This is a genomic window from Ruminococcus sporogenes (genome assembly GCF_054655175.1).
On sequence record NZ_BAAHOA010000001.1, the window covers coordinates 684,427 to 702,163 of the forward strand.

A 17,737-nucleotide genomic window follows, 5' to 3' on the forward strand; every position below is an offset into this window, starting at 1 on the left:
AATAGAAAAATGGAACGTATTTAATACGTTCCATTTTTTATGTGTAAACTATTTTTCTATTAGATTTGCGTATTTGTCAAGAAAAGCGTCGGCTACTATTTTACAGCCCTCGTCATTGGGATGACCGCCGTATTTTGCAGCAGATGGGTTTGACGGATCTGATAGATATGAAGCAAAATCAAATAGTTCTGCTCCGTATTCATCAGCAATCAGCGGAGCCTTTTCATTAAATGCCGTTCTGATTTCTTCAGAGGTCGGATCATAATCGAACGGGGGAGCGTTGAACAGAATGACCTCGCATCCGGCGTCTTTGAGTTCTTTAACTGTAGTTCTTACCCAATCTTCAATCTGTTCTGCGGAGCTTGGACCTGAATCAATATTCTTGCCGCTTACTATATCGTTTGTTCCGTAGGCAACTAAAACAATATCGGCATTTTTGGCTCGGTTCAGCCAGTCTCCATTCTGCGCTATATCGCTTGCCCGAGAATAGCCGAGGCCAAGATTCCACAGGCTGTAATCGCTTCCCAGATCTAACGCAATATCCGCCGCCCAGAATTTATATGAATGAGATGTTGTCTGACAGCCTTGAGTAATAGAATCTCCAAGTGCGGCAATAGTTTTTTTTACTTCACGGTTACAGCCGAACATTGCCGGAAGAGGAATTTCATTTGTATATACGCCGTCCGCATAGCAGGGGGTAAGGTCGGACATATTTATACATGGTATGTTTTCGCCTGTCAGAGTCCATTCCCATACAAGAAAATTACCGTCGGGTATATTAACGTTCACCGGATCGCTCCAGAATGTTTCTCCGGGAGACACCGTTTTACCGGCAGCTTCGTTAAAGGTAACTGAAACCATGTTCACAGGTTCGTCCTCAAAGCCGGAGCCGCCGTCGCCGACTGAGGCGCTGGTAATCTCATATTCACCGCCCTGAAGTCCCGCGTAAATACTTCTCCCGTCGCCCCATGTGGAATCAACCGTATTGGAAAAATAAAAGCAATATTCAAATTCTCCGTATTCCTCAAGAGGGATATACGCCCTGTAGGTGACGTTATCCGCATTGGATATTTTTTTATTATTAGAAGTGGAAATAAACGTATTGGAAACATATTTTTCAAATTGAGGAGAAGAGTATACTTTTTCTTTTTCAGCGGTTTCTTTATTCTTTTCTACGCATCCGGCGAATCCTGCCGAGCTTATTATACACGCTGTTATTACTGATAATATTTTTTTCATAATTAAATCTCCGATAATATTTAATTGTCAAGGATTATTCGCCTTAGAAGTATCATATCAAATACATTTATTACTCCGTCGTTATTCATATCCGCAGTGTAACCGGAATGATCGGTTAATTTTATATCTGAAACCAGAATACGGCTCAATACTTCTACATCGGCGGTATTTATCTGTCCGTCGCAGTCTACGTCCCCCTTTTTATAAGCATAAGATGTGGTTACATTCGGCTGAGTTACGGTTTGCGGAGCAGTAGTCGATTCCGGTATGGCCGTAGTCTCAATCGTTGTAGTTACAGTCTGTTCTGTTACAACAGTTACGGAAGTGAATGTAGTAACAGACGTTACAGGCGGAGCGGTAGTAACCGGCTCGGTTTGATCTGTCGGCTCGGTGGGAAGAGTCGGTTCCGTATCTTCTCCGTTTAAATATTGATTCAAGGTATCATACCAATATTCGCTCATTTTCTTATAGCCGTCCGCTGTGGGATGTACTCCGTCATAAAGATCTTCTTTCGTAAGAACGCCGTTAATATCTGCAAGTCTGATATTTTTTCCCTGAGACTGTTTGTCTGCCGCAATTCTTTTTATCTCTTCATTGTATTTATCAACGCATTCGTCCATGGAATCAGGCGTGAAATAATAGGGGTTTATATAAAGAGTATTATTTGCGTCCATACAGGGTATTGTGGCAAGGTAAAGCATACCGTCCTCAGGAATGTATTTGAGAACGGAGTCTACAAGACCTTCAAGACGGGTACCGATATTTTCAAGGTCATAATAGCTTAGTATGTCGTTTGTGCCGATCTGGAGCATTACAACATCAGCGGGGTACGTTTCCATAAGCCAGTCTATAAAGCTGGAAAGTCCTGTTCTTGCTCCTGAAATTGAATTTTCCTGCGGAATATTATCTATGGAATATCCGCTGTAACCGGCATGTTGCGGATCATAGCAGTTTCCGCCCCAGTTAGGGCCTACAAAATCGATTTTTCCTGATAAGCCGTTTTGTTCAAGCTTATTAGCCAGCGGCTCGCGGTATCCGCCGACCGTTGAGAATCCGTCGGTTATGGAATCGCCCAGAGGCATGACTCTTACAGCGGCTTCAGTTTCAACAGAGCTTACGTGAAAAATGCATAAAAACGCCATTGCCATAGATGAGAGAACGGAAATTATTGATTTTTTTCTATAATTCATAAAATTCCTCCGAAAAATTATATTATAATGATATTTTATAATATGTTACAATCAATGTCAAGAATTTTTCAGGTTAATGTCATATTGTGCATAATAAATGCAGAAAATTTATGCGTTAATAACTTATTTATGCAAAAATCCCTTTGTAATTTTTATAAAAGTATGTTATAATTATATTGTAGTATAAATCAAAATCCGTTCAGATCGGAGGAAAGTGACTGATATGAGTTTTAATATAGGTGATTACGTAGTTTATGGCGGTTATGAAATATGCAGGATCGAGGAAAAGGTAAAGCGCTGCTTTGACGGCACAACTCCAAGGGAGTATTATAAGCTGATTCCTGTTTATTCCAAAGGCTCGACATATTATATACCGTCTGACGATTATGAGGAAAAGATAAGAAGATTGCTTTCCAAGGAAGAAATATACGCTTTGATTGAAGAAATGCCGAATGCCGAGGCGCAATGGTGCGAGGATAGAAATCAGAGGAAAAATCAGTTTATTTCTGTTTTAAAGAGCGATAATTATCATGAGCTTATATCTATGATGAGGACGATTTACGTACAGCGGGAGGAGCAGGTTTCAAAGGGAAAGAAGCTGCTGGCCGCTGACGAAAAGGCAATGCGCGAGGCAGAGCGACTGATGCATCATGAGTTTGCATTTGTCCTTGGGATTGACGAAGAAGATATAGGAAAATTTATCGAGGATAAGATTTCGGCAAAAAGTGCGGACTAAATATTTATAATAAATATCCGAAAAGAGCATTTCATTATGAAATGCTCTTTTTATAGTCAGATTTCCACAGGCTCGAATCTTACTCTGATATCGGGCAGCTTTTCAAGCGTTGTATAGCTGTTAAAAAGACCGTCTTCTTCTGAAAGATCGTTTAATCCGTTTGCCGGAGGAGCAAATATTTTCAGAGTCAGGTCGCATTTATCATTCAGCGGCTTTTCAAAGAAAGCGGACATTAAATCAACGGTCTTTGCTTTGGGGGATTTATAAAACCATTTTCCGTTTATTTCCAGCATAAGATTGCTGTCGTCGTCGAACGTTACTTCGCAGAAAACAGGATTTTTTTCAAAATGAATGGGAATGGCGATTCCTTCGGCGTCTTCAGAACCGCCCCAGCGCAGCTTTACCGGCAGTTTTATTTCTTCCTCTTGCTTTATTTCAGGCATAAACCATTCGTCATGAATTATTTCCTTGTAAGTTTTCATTACAGGCTGCTCTATGCCGCAGTCCTGATAATTAGGATCTTCTATTTCAAGACCGAGTCTGCCGCGGTCTCGGAACTGATAGAATGTAAAGCCTGTAAACCATTCAGCCTTTTCGTTTTTGATCATATCACAGAATTCCTTTACCATTTCGGCCTGCTCATAGGGTCCCGTTACATCGCCGTCCGCATTGAATTCAGCCATGGTCATGGGCTTTGCTTTGCCGTTATTCAAAAACTTGAAGCGTTCAAAGCTCGCTTTTGTCATATCAAAGGTATTTTTTACGGTATCCCGTTTATGTGAAGTTCCGCCTCTCTCGGCAACGTCATAGGGCCAGCCCCAATGGAGAGCCATGTATTTATCTACTGACCATACGTCGGCTGCCGGAATTGTCTGCGCAAATTCCTTTTCCTTTTCCATTTCAGTCTTTGAAAGATCTTCTATACCTCCTATGCAAACTACCTTTGATACGTTTGGAGCATGCTTGCTCAATATATTGCAGAATCTTACAAAAAAGTCGGCTACCTCCTGGTAGCTGCATCTTTTATTAAAAGAAAACCAGTTTCCCGTAGCCTCGTGATTAATTCTCAGGAACATTCTTCCGTATGGTTTCAGATCCTCTGCAATCCTGATAAGGTGATCGTCGCTTACGTGGGGATCAATAGTCAGCGTAAGGTTCACGTCCTGACCGTGAGCGCGAATATCGCGCATATAGCAGAAAGGCTCGTCCTCTGTATTTCCGCCGATACCTCCCTTGTAAGTAAAGTAATCGTCGTATGGATAATCCCATGCAAAGCTTACGTCAGGACTGGCATGAACCTCGCTTGCACGTCCCGGCCAGCCCTTATCAAGCGGATAGTAGCAGTACATCAGACTGATGCTTCTGTGAGGTCTTCCCAGCTTGTGAAGAATATAATCCTGATTGACATATTCTCCTCTTTCACTTCCGTCTCCGAGATCGACGGCGCATTTAGCCTTTCCCATATGGATCCTGTAAATCTTTTCTTCCATTTTTTATACTCCTGTTTAACAAAATTTATATGTCAATTATAAAATATCATCAGTTATAAGTCAATAGTCCGGGGAAAATATATAAATATTGACAAGTAAACATTTTAATGATATATTATTAATGAGGTGTTAATATGTCTGTTAAAAGCATTGCCGTTATATTGGAAATCGTTGCCGCAGGATTTTTTGTGCTTCCGATTTTTTCAAATATAATAAATCCCGGAAATATTGCCGGAATAATTATCTGCGGTTTACTGCTTGCCGCAACGATTTTTCATGAAAAGCTTATCGGATTAATTTTCGGATTATGGAAAAATAATTCCGGAAAGGTATTGCTGTTATTTGTTGGCGCAATATTAACGGCGAGTGTAATTTATGTGGTTGTTCTGACTTTTTTTATGATAAAGGCACAGACGGACAAGCCCGAAAATCCGGACGCGGTTATAGTTCTTGGATGTAAGGTCAACGGAAATACTCCAAGCAGAATGCTTAAAAGACGTCTTGATTCGGCGGTAATATACCTTAATGAAAATGAAGATGTTGTGTGTATTGTATCCGGCGGCAAAGGAGAGGACGAAAAAATATCTGAAGCTCAGGCCATGAAAGAATATCTTGTTGATAAAGGAATTGATGAGGGCAGGATATTAACGGAAGATAAATCGGTCAATACGCTTGAAAATATAAAAAACTCAGTTGCTCTGCTGGGAGGAAACGGAAGCGGCGAGATTGCCATAATAACCGACGGTTTTCATCAGTACCGCGCCGGATATATTGCGGAAAGCTTTGGATATGACGCCGCGGCTATAAATGCCCAAACAGATTTCTTTAATGCGGTTCTTATGCCGACGTATTATATAAGAGAATGGATGGCGATTACAAACGAGTATTTCAAGAATTTACGCTAAAAAATATTTAAAGCTTTAATCCTTCGGTTTTATGCCGGAGGATTTTATTATTTTACATATTTTTAAGATTAATTTAAGAAAGATTTTATATAATATAAAAAACAATGAGGGGAGGAAAATCTGCAATATCTGCGGATTAAGTATAATGGCTATCAATACTTTTATGAGAAAAGAAATTAAATTCAGGCTTTCAATGTATCAGTTTAATTCATTAATTGAAATGCTTGAAGCGTATATGATTCCTGATGAATATTGTAAAAACGGTAATGAATACGGCATTTATAATATATATTATGACACGGCCGACAGCACACTTATAAGAGAGTCGTTATCCAAGCCGTATTATAAGGAAAAGCTGCGTCTGCGAAGCTATTATTCTCCGGCGTCCGGCAGCGACAGGGTATTCCTTGAAATAAAGAAAAAAATAGGCGGTATCGTATCGAAAAGACGGGTTACTATGACGCTTGACGAAGCAGATTGTTACATAAAAACGGGAGAAAGACCTTTATCTGATAAATATATAACTAATCAGGTGCTTGATGAAATAGACGCGTTCAGAACAAAATATGATATATCCGAAGCTCAGTATATAAGCTATCAGAGAATGGCGTTTTTCGGAAAAGCTGATAAGGATTTCCGTATAACCTTTGACAGAGAGCTTACTGAAAGACGATATGACTTGTCGTTAAGAAAAGAATGCTATGGCAGGCAAATTATTCGTCCTGATGAAAGGCTGATGGAAATAAAGATCAGCAATTCGATACCATACTGGTTGAGCGAACAGCTATCCCTGCTCGGGGTATATAAGACAAGTTTTTCAAAATACGGAAAAGCGTATCAGAGCTTTGTTTTGGATCATATAAATCAAGAAAAGGGGATCGGTATATATGCTTAATATTTTTAATTCAATAGTAGGAACAGAAACCAACTTCGGCGTATTTGCCGGATGTATTATTTCTGCGGCGGCAATAGGCTTTATAATCAGTGTGCTGTATAAATTCACTCACAAAAAGGAAGGCTATATGCAGGGATATGTATTGACTTTAGTTATGCTGCCAGGTATAGTGTCTCTGATAATACTTCTTATTAACGATACTTCAAAGGCGCTTGGACTTGCAGGAGCGTTTTCGCTTGTAAGGTTCAGAAGCGTGCCGGGCGATCCTAAGGACATCGCATATATATTCTTTTCAATGGCCGCAGGCGTTGGCTGCGGATTGGGTTACATAGGCTATTCGTTTGTTTTTCTTCTGCTTATAGGCGCGTTAATGCTGATACTGAATGCGGTTAGGTTCGGAGCCCCGTCAACTTCCTCAATGACGCTCAAAATTACCGTACCTGAAAATCTGAATTATCAGGGATTGTTTGATAATGTTCTTAATGAATATACTGAAGCGTGGCGTTTAAAAAGAGTAAAAACAGTAGATTTTGGAACCTTGTTTGATCTTGTTTACAGTTTGGAGCTAAAAAATAATATTGATCAGAAAAAATTTATAGACAGTATAAGAACCCTGAACGGTAATCTAAACGTTACTCTTATACTTTACAAATATGACGATCAGATATATGATAAATAATCGTTTTGATAAATATAAATGCTTATTGTGCCGCCCCTGAAATAACGTATTATTTCAGGGGATTATTTTATATTCCTTTGTTGAAAATCAACAGAATTTTTTTATAAAATATTATGTCTTAGTTATTTAAGACTAATTTAAGAAACTATTACTATAATGAATTTATAAAATAAACAGAAATTATTTAATGATTAAAGGAGAGTTTGGAAATGCTTAATAAAAAAAGCGGAATTAAGGTTTTATCAGCCGTAACCGCATTGACGCTTGCGGCAGGAGCAAGCTGTTTAAGCGGTATGGAAAAAGAAAACTTAACCGCGAGAGCCGCTCTCGCCGGGGACGTTAACGGGGACGGCGCAGTAAACGCAAACGATATCAGCGCTTTGAAAAAGTTTCTGGTGGGACTGGACGGCAGTCTGTCAGGCGACGCGGACGTTAACGGCGACGGAAGCGTAAATGTATTTGACGCTGTCGCAGTAAGAAGAATAGTTATGCAGAACCCCGTTTCAGATGAAAATAATATAAATCTTAACGGTTCGTCAATTTCTATTGAGGGAACAGGTATGGAATTAAGCGACGAAAACCGTGTGGTAACTATTTCGCAGCCCGGTACTTACATTGTTAAGGGTGAAATGGAAGGCGGTCAAATTATAGTAGACGTAGATAAAACAGAGTATGTTGACGCTACTGTGGAACTTTCACTTGAGGGAATGTCGCTGACAAACGAATTGACTTCGCCGATTTATATCGCAAGTGTCGATGATAAATGCTCTATTTCCGCTAAAAAGGGTACTGTAAATACAATTTCAGACGGCTCGTCAGCTTATTTAAACGCTGATGATGACGCAGGGGCAATATACAGCAAGGATGACCTTACTTTGAAGGGAAAGGGTACGCTTATAGTCAACGGAAACTATCAGGATGCAATTGTCAGCAAGGATGATATCAAAATTAATAACGGTACGATTCAGGTTACCGCAGCAGACGACGGAATAAGAGGAAAGGACTCGGTAACAATTGGCAATTCATCTGATACGGATTTCAGCAATCTCAATATTACTATAGAAGCAAAAGGCGGGGACGGAATAAAAAGTACGCAGACAGATACGTCTTCAGGGAAAGGCTATATAACTGCAAACGGAGGAACGGTCGATATTACGGCATATTCTGATGGAATGCATGCCTCGCAGCTTATGAACCTTAACGGAGGAGATTTTAAAATTAAAACCACAGCTCAGCAGTCCTCGAGCGGAAATCAGCAGCCGGGAGGAAGCTGGGGAAGCGGAAGTACGGCGGCGTCGGACGATGTAAGCGCAAAGGGTATTAAGGCCGGATGTACAGACGATTCAGGAACTGTAATAGAAGGAACTATCAATATAGCCGGAGGTACGTTTAATATAGATTCAACTGATGACAGCGTTCATGGTACGGATATAAATATAAGCGGCGGTGAGATTATTGCTAAAACAGGCGACGACGGTATTCATGCCGATAATAATCTTACAGTGACTGACGGAATGATTAACATAACTGATTCCTATGAAGGACTTGAAGCTTATGATATCGAGATTAACGGAGGTACGATTAAAATAGTTTCGTCAGACGACGGACTTAACGCCGCAGGCGGAGACGGTTCCGGAAATTTTAATCCCGGAGGCTGGGGACAGGGCAATATGAATACCTCCAGTGGAATTCTTAATATAAGCGGCGGTTATATATTTGTCAGAGCCGAGGGAGATGGAGTTGATTCAAACGGAAACCTGAACATAAGCGGCGGAACTACAATAATCTGCGGACCTACCGGGGGAGGAAACGGTATATTTGATATTGGGGATAACGGATCGTCGTTCAATCATACCGGAGGAGTATTTTTCGGTATAGGCTCTTCAGATATGGCGGTTTATCCGTCGTCTAAAACATATATTACGGGCAGCGGCGCTATTTCTGCCGGAAATTTAATAAGCGTTGCGGACTCGTCGGGAAATACTATAGGAGTTTTGAAAGCGCCCGACGATATGAATTTAAACGGAATGGTTATTTATGGATCAATGGATATTGACGGTTACAATATTTATAGCGGCGGAACATTTTCCGGAACGCTTGATGATAACGGATACGCAACAACCGGTACGGTAAGCGGTGCGTCAGCAATGGGAAGCTCAAGCGGAGGATCAAGAAATTAATATTTTCACTTTTGAAAAATACCCGGCTTTGGGGCGCCCTTCGTATGGAGAGTAGTCATAAAGAAGTAAGTTATGTAATGGCGGTGTAGCGTAAGCTACGCCGTCATTTTACTGTCTTTCTGTTTCATCTTCGCTGTGAAGCACTCGTCTAAATCCGGTATTTCAATAATGCCGACAGCCTTGTAATAAATTTCAATCTTTTGGGTACGCTGTCCACTGCTCCTGTCGGGAGCATGGACTAAAATTTTGTCAATCAAATCGTTCAGCATTTCAGCGGTAAGTTCTTCGGGGTTTGTATATTTTCGGACATTTTTCAGAAACAGGTTTAAATCATACATTTCCTGTTCCTCGTTGTCGATAAGGTATTGCAGTTCACCGAACCACATACTTTTTGTCGATGGTTTTATCGGGATTTTCCGCATAGTCGATAACTTCCTTTAGCCTGTTTTTAACGGGCCAGAAGCCGATTGTAGCCACGTCACACCGCCTCCTTTTCACGCTTTGGAAGTATCAATTCTTCGGTGATTTCATCAATCAAAGCGATAATTTTTGTCTCCGTATCCGCTGTGATTTTATCCTCGCAGACGATACAAAGAGGGACCAGCTTGTCGCTGAAAGAGAAGAACACCAGCTTTCGGCATATATCCCAAGGCTCGCTGACGGAGATGTTCAGACACGGACAGCCTGCATTTTTCTGCATTGCGCTCAATGGCTTTCTTCTCCTTCTCGCTCACTCGATAAAAAGATTTTTGCTTTTTACTTAATTCATAACATCAGTCCTTTCTTTGATTTTTCAAGGGGTATTAGGGTTCTCACTAAAGGGGAATCGGCGCTTGCTGCCGATTTGATTGGAAACTGTCAATACAGTTTCCCCACTCGTTACAGCATACGACATCTCTAATGCCGTTCTCGTGTTGTATTTTGCCGTTTGATCCGAATGTCGTTTTTCCATCCCTGCCCCGGACTCTCACCGCAGCGTTGTTCTGCTCACTCTCCGAAAAAGGGGTCGTCGCAAAATCATATTCCATTCAGCCGGTCTTCAGTTGTAACCGGCGTTTTGGACAACTAAAAAATCCGGCACACAAATGTGTACCGACATCGACAAAAGGATAGAGTTCCACTTTGCTATTCATTCTCATTCGCAGAAATCAGATTACTTACATACGGTCGTTTTCCTGAAAGTACATCATCGTAAAAATTCTGTTTCCAATCAATATAATCAATGCTTTTTTCAAGCTCTGCTATTTCTTCACGCAGGGCTTTTTGCTTTTTGTCGAGCATTTCCTTGCGTGCTTTTATCGTTGACTCCCCCTCAAGGCACAAAGCAAGATACTCTTTCATCTCCTGTATGCTCATTCCGCATTTTTTCAGACACGAAAGGTCATGAATCCATTTTACGTCTTTTTCGTCAAAAATGCGGCGGTTATTTTTATCACGTTTCACGTTCGGGACAAGTCCCTCGTTGCAATAAAATTTCAATGTCTGATAAGTCATATCCAGTTCCCTGCAAACCTGCATCATCGTATACATATGTATCACTTTCCTTTTCACAAGATAATCACTAAAAATTCACGAGATTTTTTTGTTTTGCCTATTGACCGACAGTTACAACCGCATTGTATAATCGATTATAGAAACCGATTGAAACAATCGAATTATACCACATAAGCCAACAAATCGCAATTGAAAGAAGGTGAAACTTTGATGAAAGTATTGCTTGTAAACGGAAGTTCAAGGGAAAACGGCTGTACAAACATTGCATTGAATGAGGTTGCGAGAGCCTTAAACGAGAATGGCATTGAAACCGAGAAAATCTTTGTCGGAAACAAACCGATTTCCGATTGCATTGCCTGCCGCAAATGCAGAGAAAACGGAGAATGTATTTTTCACGATGAGGTAAACGCATTTGTAGAAAAAGCGAAAAATGCTAATGGCTTTGTATTTGGCTCTCCTGTTTATTTCGCCCACCCAAGCGGTAGGTTGCTGTCATTTATGGACAGGGCGTTTTATTCCTGCGGTTCTGCATTTGCATTTAAACCGGCGGCGGCAGTATTGTCTGCCAGACGTGCGGGAACAACGGCATCGTTTGATGTCATCAACAAGTATTTTACCATTTGCTCTATGCCTGTTGTTTCCTCAACCTACTGGAATCATGTCTACGGCGCACAGCCCGAACAGGTTGCAGAGGACAAAGAGGGACTTATGACGATGTACAATATCGGAAAAAATATGGCGTGGCTGCTCAAATGTATAGAGCTTGGCAAAGAAAACGGCGTACCGCAGCCGACAAATGAAAAGGTCTTAACCAATTTTATCAGATAAAAACGGAGGTATCCAAATGAACAAATTTACTTATTCTAACCCGACAAAGGTGTATTTTGGGAATGGCAGTGCAGACGATGCGCTTAACGCAGAGCTTCAAAAGTACGGCAAAACGGTTATGCTCGCTTACGGCGGCGGCTCAATTAAGCATAACGGAATTTATGATGAGGTTATGACGCTTCTTAAGAAAGCGGACAAAACAGTGATTGAGTTTTCGGGTATTATGTCAAACCCCACCTATGAAAAGGTGCAGGAGGGAGCGGTGCTTGCGAAAACACATGGCGTTGATTTTATTCTTGCTGTCGGGGGCGGCAGCGTTATTGACTGCTGTAAGGTGATTTCCGCACAAGCCGCTCTTGATGAGGATATTTTTGAGCTTGAATATTCAAAGGGCAGCTTTCCGTCGGCAGGAATACCGATGGGAGCAATCGTCACAGCTTCGGGAACAGGCTCGGAAATGAACGGTGGTGCGGTTATCACATTTACAGACAAGAAGCTGAAAGCTCCGCTTTTTGGAACACAGGCATCATTTGCCGTGCTTGACCCCGAATATACGCTGACCGTATCCAAAAATCAAGTATTTTCGGGAGCGTTTGACACATTAAGCCATGCTATGGAAACCTATTTCGGAAGTTCAGACAAATATAATGTTTCGGATGATTTGGCGCTTGCCGTCATGAGAAATACTGTAGTTAATATGCGCAGACTGCTTGCGGATATAAACGACATCGAAGCAAGAAGCAACCTCATGTGGAACAGCGCAATGGCTGAAAACGGAATACTCAAATGCGGCAGGCTGACTGATTTTCAAGCGCATCAGATAGAGCATCAGCTCGGCGCATATACCGACTGCAATCACGGCGAGGGACTGGCGGTAATTCAGCCTGTTTACTATCGGCATATTTTGAATGATACACAGGAAAAATTCACACGTTTTGCAAATGTAGTTTTCGGTGAAAGTAATGCTGAGGCGGGACTTACGGCGCTCGAAGGCTTTATCCGTGAGTGCGGACTGCCGACCAAGCTTTCACAGCTTAAAACGACAGTACCGATAACAAAGGAACTTCTGAAAGAGGTTGCCGACAGCACGAATATCATAAAAACCAATCCCCGTGCTTTGGACAGTACGGAGATATATCAGATTTTAATGGAATGCCTGTAAGGAGGAACTGAAAATGCTTAAAAAAATAATTTGTTTTATATTATCTATGACTATGGGATTAGCTCTTTGCGCCTGCGGAGCCGAGCAGGGAGAAATTTCAGAAGAATCAACAGTTGCTGAAACTGCACGTATGCAGGAATCATCGGAACAAACGCCGGAAGAATCTGAGAACACCACAGAAACGGAAAGCCTGACATCTGATGAAAATCATGTTTTAGTCGCCTATTTCACATGGTCGGGAAACACCAAAGAAATGGCTGAAAATATTGCAGAGCAGACAGGCGGCGTCCTTTTGGAGATTGAGCCTTTAACGCCTTATCCCGAAGATTACAACGAAACGGGCGAGCTTGCAAAAGTTGAGCGAGATGAAAATCAACGTCCCGAAATCGCAAATCTTCCCGAATCGGTTGACGAATATGACACGATTTTAATCGGCTATCCCATTTGGTGGCATACTGCACCGATGATTATCGGTACATTTTTGGAAAGCTACGATCTTACGGGAATTGATATTTACCCGTTTACGCAGTCGGCTTCAATGGATACAGAGCAGTTTGAAAACTCTATGAAGTTTGTACGGAAAAGCGCAGGAAATGGGACTGTGCATGACGGCTTATTTGTTGATGAATCGGACACGGAAGCTATTGACAGTTATCTTGAAAATAATAGGCTGATTAGATAGCCTGTTATTGAAAATCATACAAAAGATATACAGAGCCTTGATTTTCGGCAAAGGCTCTGTATTCTTTTACGCTTCAATCTCCGTCTCGTCCCGAAACATATTTCTTTAGCTCTTGCTCGAATATTGTTCATTTGTGGATATATACTAAAAAAGTGTACAAGTAAGATATAATAAAAACATCGAAAAGGAAAACCGCCATATGCGCAAATGTATTCTTGTGCTTTACGCAAAGAGCAAAAAGCGTTTTGGCGCTGAAAAAATGAAAATTTGTCTTAAGCGCGATTATCGCATAAACATCAGCGCCGGCAGAGCGTACCGTTTGATGAAGAGTATGAACTTACCCAAAATGAGCGCTGTTAAGCCATTTAAACACAAATCAAAATCGGATTCCGATGGAGAATGCAAAAATATTTTTTTCCCAAAAATTCAATCAATCTGCTCCGAACAAGGCGTGGGTATGCGACTTTACCTACATAAGAGCAGCAGGAAGATTTTATTACTTATGCGTAATTCTCGATCTGTTTTCCAGGAAGGTGATTGCATACAAATTATCAAATAAAATTGATACTAAACTTGCGATAGATACCGTTAATGCGGCTGTTGCCGCAAGAGGTAAATCCAAAGGTATAATATTCCACACGGACAGAGGCAGTCAATTTACATCAGCGGAATTTCGCAGACAACTGGACAATCTGAACATGATTCAGTCTTTTTCAGCTAAGGGGCATCCTTATGATAATGCTGTTATGGAATGCTTTTTCAAATACTTGAAAAAGGAAGAAGTTAACCGTAAGACTTATTCTTCTCTTGAGGATTTAAACCTTACTGTTTTTCAGTACATTAACGGCTTTTACAATTCGATAAGACCTCATTCTCATAATAACGGCTTGACTCCTATTCAAGCTGAATTCTATTTTTTCTGATTTTTCTTGCCCACTTTATTGACTTTGGTTCATTGCTACTTCTTTATGTAACGTCTCCCTTACCGGGTATTTTTTATTTTTCTCATGTTAAAAAAATATGAGAAAAAAATGAAAATAAAATTGTATTTTATAAATTTATATGCTATAATAAAATAAGAAAATATTCTGGAGGAAAAAAATATGGCGAAGAACAAAAGACTCGGCGTTTCCGTTTGCGTCGTAGTTCTGACAATTATAATGATTATTGCGATTGTCTTTACTTTGAGCATAAATTATATGTTCAGTTCAGGCGGAGTATCCGGAAAAATGTTCGGCAGATATATATATATAATGGAAACTGCCGAGATGCAGCCGGAAATTGAAAAGGGATCTGCTGTTATTGCTTCCGAGGACGGAATAACGGTTCTTACCGAGGGAAATGTTATTCTCTTTAAAAACGGCGGCCGTGAAGACGTTATGAGAATCAAGGAGGTAGTACATAACACTGACAGTACCGTTTACCGTGCGGCGCTTGATTCTTCACCGGAAAGTACGGTGGACGTATCAAAAGAAAACGTTATAGCAAAATGTACGACGGAAAGTCATAATCTTGGAGCTGTTATTCGTTTTCTGAAAAGTATTCCGGGAATTTTGATCGGAATGATTCTTCCCTGCATTATTATTCTGGCATTTCTTATTTTTAAAATTATCTCCATTAGAAAAGCCGACGGCGATGAGGATACTTATCAGGAAGACGAGGAAGAAGACGGCAGCGGCGGTGAATTTGAAGGCTTTAACGGAAAGCCGGTAAAAAGTCGCAGTACATCTCCTTTATTTAATCCTGAAGAGGATATTAATCCGGGAGATGATTTTGAACGTAAAAAATCATCAATTGCGCAGAATTTCGGACGTAAGCCGGCCGCTGATAAAAAACGTTCTGAACATATGGATCAGACGGTTCCGAAGGCTGCCGTAGAGAGATTCAAGGCGGCTGTTGATGAAAAGCCTAACGCTCCGGTAATGAGAAAGTCCACTCTTGTTCCCGAAAACGCTAATCCCGACGTGAGCGAAAAGCTGGCGGCGATTAAGGCGGCTTTAAGCCAGAAAAACGAAAATCAGGATGTTAATGCGCAAAAAGCTGTAGAACCTGATATATCCGGTAGGACATCGGCGTTTAAAGCGGTAAAGCCACAGCAGCAAAATTCAGGAGTTTCACAAAAACCCGTCAGAAAAAATACCGCACAAAAAAGGACGCAGACGGGTAAGGACAATATAAATTCGATAGACGATTTGATTAAGGCTCTTGAGGAAGAAAAAAGAAAGCTTTAACAGAGGTTTATATATGAATCAAAAAGAAAGAATGCTGGCCGGTCTTCCATATAAAGCGTGGATGGACGGTCTTCCTGAAGAAAGCATGGAAAATGCCTTGAAAACATATCGGTATAACAGTCTTCCGCCGAACGATACCGCAGGCGCAGAAAAGCTTATCAGAGAAATTCTTGGGAAAGCCGGAAAGAATATTACTATAAGACCGCCCTTTTACTGTGATTACGGCAAAAACATTGAAATTGGAGATAATTTTTTCGCGAATTTTAATACGGTAATACTTGACGTAGGTAAGGTTAAGATTGGCAATAATGTAATGTTTGCTCCTAATGTATCCGTTTATACTGCCGGTCATCCGATTCATCCTGCTTCAAGAAATTCCGGCTATGAATACGGCATAGCCGTTATCATTGGAGATAATGTATGGATAGGCGGGAATGCGGTTATAAATCCGGGGGTAACAATTGGGAACAATTGCGTTATAGGAGCAGGAAGCGTTGTAACAAAAAATATTCCTGATAATTCTATTGCAGTCGGAAATCCTGCAAGGGTTATCCGTAAAATAACTGATGATGACCGTCGATATTATTTCAAAAACCTGGTATTTGATGTAGATGACTATAAATAAAAAGACACTTTGGGAGAAGCTGCATAAGGAAGTAACTTCTCCCTTCGGCTTTGTAATCAGCCGATATGATTAAAATTGTAGGAAAATCAATATATTTGGAAGATTACATAATGGAAAGGCATATTTACGATGAGAAGGACGGTCTTTGGTATATGAAAAACAGGACGATTATTACTCGCCCGGTATTTGGGAACGGTGACGTCTGCGATACATTAAAGAGCATAATCGAGTGTTTTATGTCAATCTGCCGACATCTTGCAGGTTGACAACTATCCTGCTGATATTGAGGAGCAGGCGGAAGAAATGTTTTTTCAGCCGGTTAAGAATGGCAGGAATGCAGGGAGTTATCGGACAGTTAAAGGCGAACGACCAAATGGTGGTGTATAACATACGGGCTTGTCCGGGGGAGCGGGAAATCATTTATTTATAAGACGAGGCGGCAGAGAGAAATCTCTGCTGTTCTTTTTTAAAACTTCATTTTAATATTTCTCTAACAAAATTTAAAATTTTCAAAAACATCAGGACAGTAAAATACAGACATCAAATAAAAGAAAGAGGTATTTCACCATGAACAAAAATGACCAAGAATTTCTCGTACAGAAAATCCGTATACAGTACACTGAAAAGGAACACACTCAGCTTGACGAACTGAAGAAGTTGGACGGCAAGGTGAAAAAGCCTGCTAACATCTTCTCCTATGTGTTCGGTTCTATCGGCGCTTTGATTATGGGCGGCGGTATGAGCCTTGTAATGACCGATGTCGGCTCTACTATCGGTATGGATAACACAATGACTACTGGTATTGTAATTGGTGTTATCGGTATGCTTATGGCAATCGTTAACTATCCAATTTACAAGGGCATACTTGACAGCCGCCGCAAAAAGTACGCAAATAAAATCATCGCTATCAGCGATAATATTATGAAAGGTTAATGAGGTGAAAAAATGGCAAAGTCAAAATTAGTAGCTGTAAATGCCAAAATCGCAGAAGGCGTTGTGGGTGGATATAAGAAAATTGAAAATGGTGTTGTTGGAGGATACAAAAAGATTGAAAATGGTGTTGTCAATGAGTTCAATGCAATATCAGATAAATTCGTTGATCACTTTTTAACCAAAGATGGAGAAACTGTTGAAGAAGCAAAAGTTCGTCTGACACAGAAAAACGGCTTATTTTGATATAATGGCGGGATAGAGTGATAGAGAAAGATAAAGAGGTTTTGTTAATGATGAAGTGGATTATCGGGATTGGCGCAACAGTTGCAACGGCTGCGGCGGTTGCCGTCGGCATTATAATCAAAAGAAATGTAAATAAATGAAAAGAAAGTGGGGTTTTACTCCGCTTTCTTTCCTGCTTTTTGAAAACACAAACAAAACTTTAACATTTGTATGCTATAATACATT

Annotated in this window: 21 protein-coding genes and 1 pseudogene; 16 read left to right on the plus strand and 6 right to left on the minus strand. The window is 40.7% G+C overall.

Going from position 1 to position 17,737, the window contains the following annotated elements:
- Positions 1–48: 48 nt before the first annotated feature.
- A complete protein-coding gene (locus ACYQ0N_RS03670; protein ID WP_460161874.1) occupies positions 49–1,239 on the minus strand; it encodes an SGNH/GDSL hydrolase family protein in 1,191 nt (396 codons plus the stop codon).
- A gap of 20 nt (positions 1,240–1,259) precedes the next feature.
- Entirely contained in the window at positions 1,260–2,429 is a 1,170-nt protein-coding gene (locus tag ACYQ0N_RS03675; RefSeq protein WP_460161875.1) for a GDSL-type esterase/lipase family protein, read from the minus strand.
- A gap of 223 nt (positions 2,430–2,652) precedes the next feature.
- Between ACYQ0N_RS03675 and ACYQ0N_RS03680 the strand changes: the two genes are divergently transcribed.
- Complete coding sequence (locus ACYQ0N_RS03680; protein WP_177532105.1) at positions 2,653–3,165, plus strand: CarD family transcriptional regulator; 513 nt, start codon at positions 2,653–2,655, stop codon at positions 3,163–3,165.
- Between the two features lie 56 nt (positions 3,166–3,221).
- On the opposite strand, the gene ACYQ0N_RS03685 is transcribed toward ACYQ0N_RS03680, so the two are convergent.
- On the minus strand, positions 3,222–4,655 hold the full coding sequence (locus ACYQ0N_RS03685; protein WP_460161876.1) for a glycoside hydrolase family 26 protein: 1,434 nt from the start codon (positions 4,653–4,655) through the stop codon (positions 3,222–3,224).
- A gap of 134 nt (positions 4,656–4,789) precedes the next feature.
- Here ACYQ0N_RS03685 and ACYQ0N_RS03690 point away from each other — a divergent pair, with 134 nt between their 5' ends.
- The 4 genes from ACYQ0N_RS03690 to ACYQ0N_RS03705 all read left to right on the plus strand — a co-directional run bounded on the left by ACYQ0N_RS03690 (position 4,790) and on the right by ACYQ0N_RS03705 (position 9,314).
- Positions 4,790–5,560 (plus strand): YdcF family protein, encoded by a 771-nt coding sequence (locus ACYQ0N_RS03690; protein WP_460161877.1) that lies wholly within the window; start codon positions 4,790–4,792, stop codon positions 5,558–5,560.
- Positions 5,561–5,705: 145 nt separating this feature from the next.
- Positions 5,706–6,455: a polyphosphate polymerase domain-containing protein gene (locus ACYQ0N_RS03695; RefSeq protein ID WP_460161878.1), complete on the plus strand. Its 750-nt coding sequence runs from the start codon at positions 5,706–5,708 to the stop codon at positions 6,453–6,455.
- Positions 6,448–7,134, plus strand: a complete 687-nt coding sequence (locus ACYQ0N_RS03700; RefSeq protein ID WP_460161879.1) for a DUF4956 domain-containing protein — start codon at positions 6,448–6,450, stop codon at positions 7,132–7,134. Before ACYQ0N_RS03695 ends, ACYQ0N_RS03700 begins: the two co-directional genes overlap by 8 nt.
- Positions 7,135–7,343: 209 nt before the next feature.
- Positions 7,344–9,314 carry a carbohydrate-binding domain-containing protein gene (locus ACYQ0N_RS03705; RefSeq protein ID WP_460161880.1) on the plus strand — a complete coding sequence of 657 codons (1,971 nt, stop codon included), beginning with the start codon at positions 7,344–7,346 and terminating at the stop codon, positions 9,312–9,314.
- Positions 9,315–9,409: 95 nt separating this feature from the next.
- On the opposite strand, the gene ACYQ0N_RS03710 is transcribed toward ACYQ0N_RS03705, so the two are convergent.
- The 3 genes from ACYQ0N_RS03710 to ACYQ0N_RS03720 all read right to left on the minus strand — a co-directional run bounded on the left by ACYQ0N_RS03710 (position 9,410) and on the right by ACYQ0N_RS03720 (position 10,844).
- Positions 9,410–9,736, minus strand: a complete 327-nt coding sequence (locus ACYQ0N_RS03710; RefSeq protein WP_177532099.1) for a DUF4368 domain-containing protein — start codon at positions 9,734–9,736, stop codon at positions 9,410–9,412.
- A 150-nt stretch (positions 9,737–9,886) separates the two neighbouring features.
- The gene (locus ACYQ0N_RS03715; RefSeq protein ID WP_177532098.1) at positions 9,887–10,048 is read right to left on the minus strand and encodes a plasmid mobilization protein; all 162 of its coding nucleotides are present in this window, start codon (positions 10,046–10,048) and stop codon (positions 9,887–9,889) included.
- Positions 10,049–10,439: 391 nt separating this feature from the next.
- Complete coding sequence (locus ACYQ0N_RS03720) at positions 10,440–10,844, minus strand: MerR family transcriptional regulator (RefSeq protein WP_177532097.1); 405 nt, start codon at positions 10,842–10,844, stop codon at positions 10,440–10,442.
- 174 nt (positions 10,845–11,018) lie between these two features.
- Between ACYQ0N_RS03720 and ACYQ0N_RS03725 the strand changes: the two genes are divergently transcribed.
- The 11 genes and pseudogenes from ACYQ0N_RS03725 to ACYQ0N_RS03775 all read left to right on the plus strand — a co-directional run bounded on the left by ACYQ0N_RS03725 (position 11,019) and on the right by ACYQ0N_RS03775 (position 17,652).
- Positions 11,019–11,636, plus strand: coding sequence for a flavodoxin family protein (locus ACYQ0N_RS03725; RefSeq protein ID WP_177532096.1), 618 nt, complete (start codon positions 11,019–11,021; stop codon positions 11,634–11,636).
- A gap of 16 nt (positions 11,637–11,652) precedes the next feature.
- Positions 11,653–12,798, plus strand: coding sequence for an iron-containing alcohol dehydrogenase (locus tag ACYQ0N_RS03730; protein ID WP_460161881.1), 1,146 nt, complete (start codon positions 11,653–11,655; stop codon positions 12,796–12,798).
- A 13-nt stretch (positions 12,799–12,811) separates the two neighbouring features.
- Positions 12,812–13,480, plus strand: a complete 669-nt coding sequence (locus tag ACYQ0N_RS03735; RefSeq protein WP_460161882.1) for a flavodoxin — start codon at positions 12,812–12,814, stop codon at positions 13,478–13,480.
- A gap of 199 nt (positions 13,481–13,679) precedes the next feature.
- Positions 13,680–13,808 (plus strand): annotated as a pseudogene (locus ACYQ0N_RS03740) (IS3 family transposase); the annotation flags it as partial.
- A gap of 64 nt (positions 13,809–13,872) precedes the next feature.
- A complete protein-coding gene (locus tag ACYQ0N_RS03745; protein ID WP_460161883.1) occupies positions 13,873–14,403 on the plus strand; it encodes an IS3 family transposase in 531 nt (176 codons plus the stop codon).
- 180 nt (positions 14,404–14,583) lie between these two features.
- Positions 14,584–15,711, plus strand: a complete 1,128-nt coding sequence (locus ACYQ0N_RS03750) for a hypothetical protein (protein ID WP_177532092.1) — start codon at positions 14,584–14,586, stop codon at positions 15,709–15,711.
- Between the two features lie 13 nt (positions 15,712–15,724).
- A complete protein-coding gene (locus ACYQ0N_RS03755) occupies positions 15,725–16,336 on the plus strand; it encodes a sugar O-acetyltransferase (protein WP_177532091.1) in 612 nt (203 codons plus the stop codon).
- A gap of 110 nt (positions 16,337–16,446) precedes the next feature.
- Entirely contained in the window at positions 16,447–16,602 is a 156-nt protein-coding gene (locus tag ACYQ0N_RS03760) for a hypothetical protein (protein ID WP_177532090.1), read from the plus strand.
- 301 nt (positions 16,603–16,903) lie between these two features.
- Positions 16,904–17,269 carry a dihydropteridine reductase gene (locus ACYQ0N_RS03765; RefSeq protein WP_177532089.1) on the plus strand — a complete coding sequence of 122 codons (366 nt, stop codon included), beginning with the start codon at positions 16,904–16,906 and terminating at the stop codon, positions 17,267–17,269.
- A 12-nt stretch (positions 17,270–17,281) separates the two neighbouring features.
- Positions 17,282–17,512 carry a hypothetical protein gene (locus ACYQ0N_RS03770; protein WP_177532088.1) on the plus strand — a complete coding sequence of 77 codons (231 nt, stop codon included), beginning with the start codon at positions 17,282–17,284 and terminating at the stop codon, positions 17,510–17,512.
- 17 nt (positions 17,513–17,529) lie between these two features.
- Positions 17,530–17,652: a hypothetical protein gene (locus tag ACYQ0N_RS03775; protein ID WP_460161884.1), complete on the plus strand. Its 123-nt coding sequence runs from the start codon at positions 17,530–17,532 to the stop codon at positions 17,650–17,652.
- The last annotated feature ends 85 nt before the right edge of the window (positions 17,653–17,737 follow it).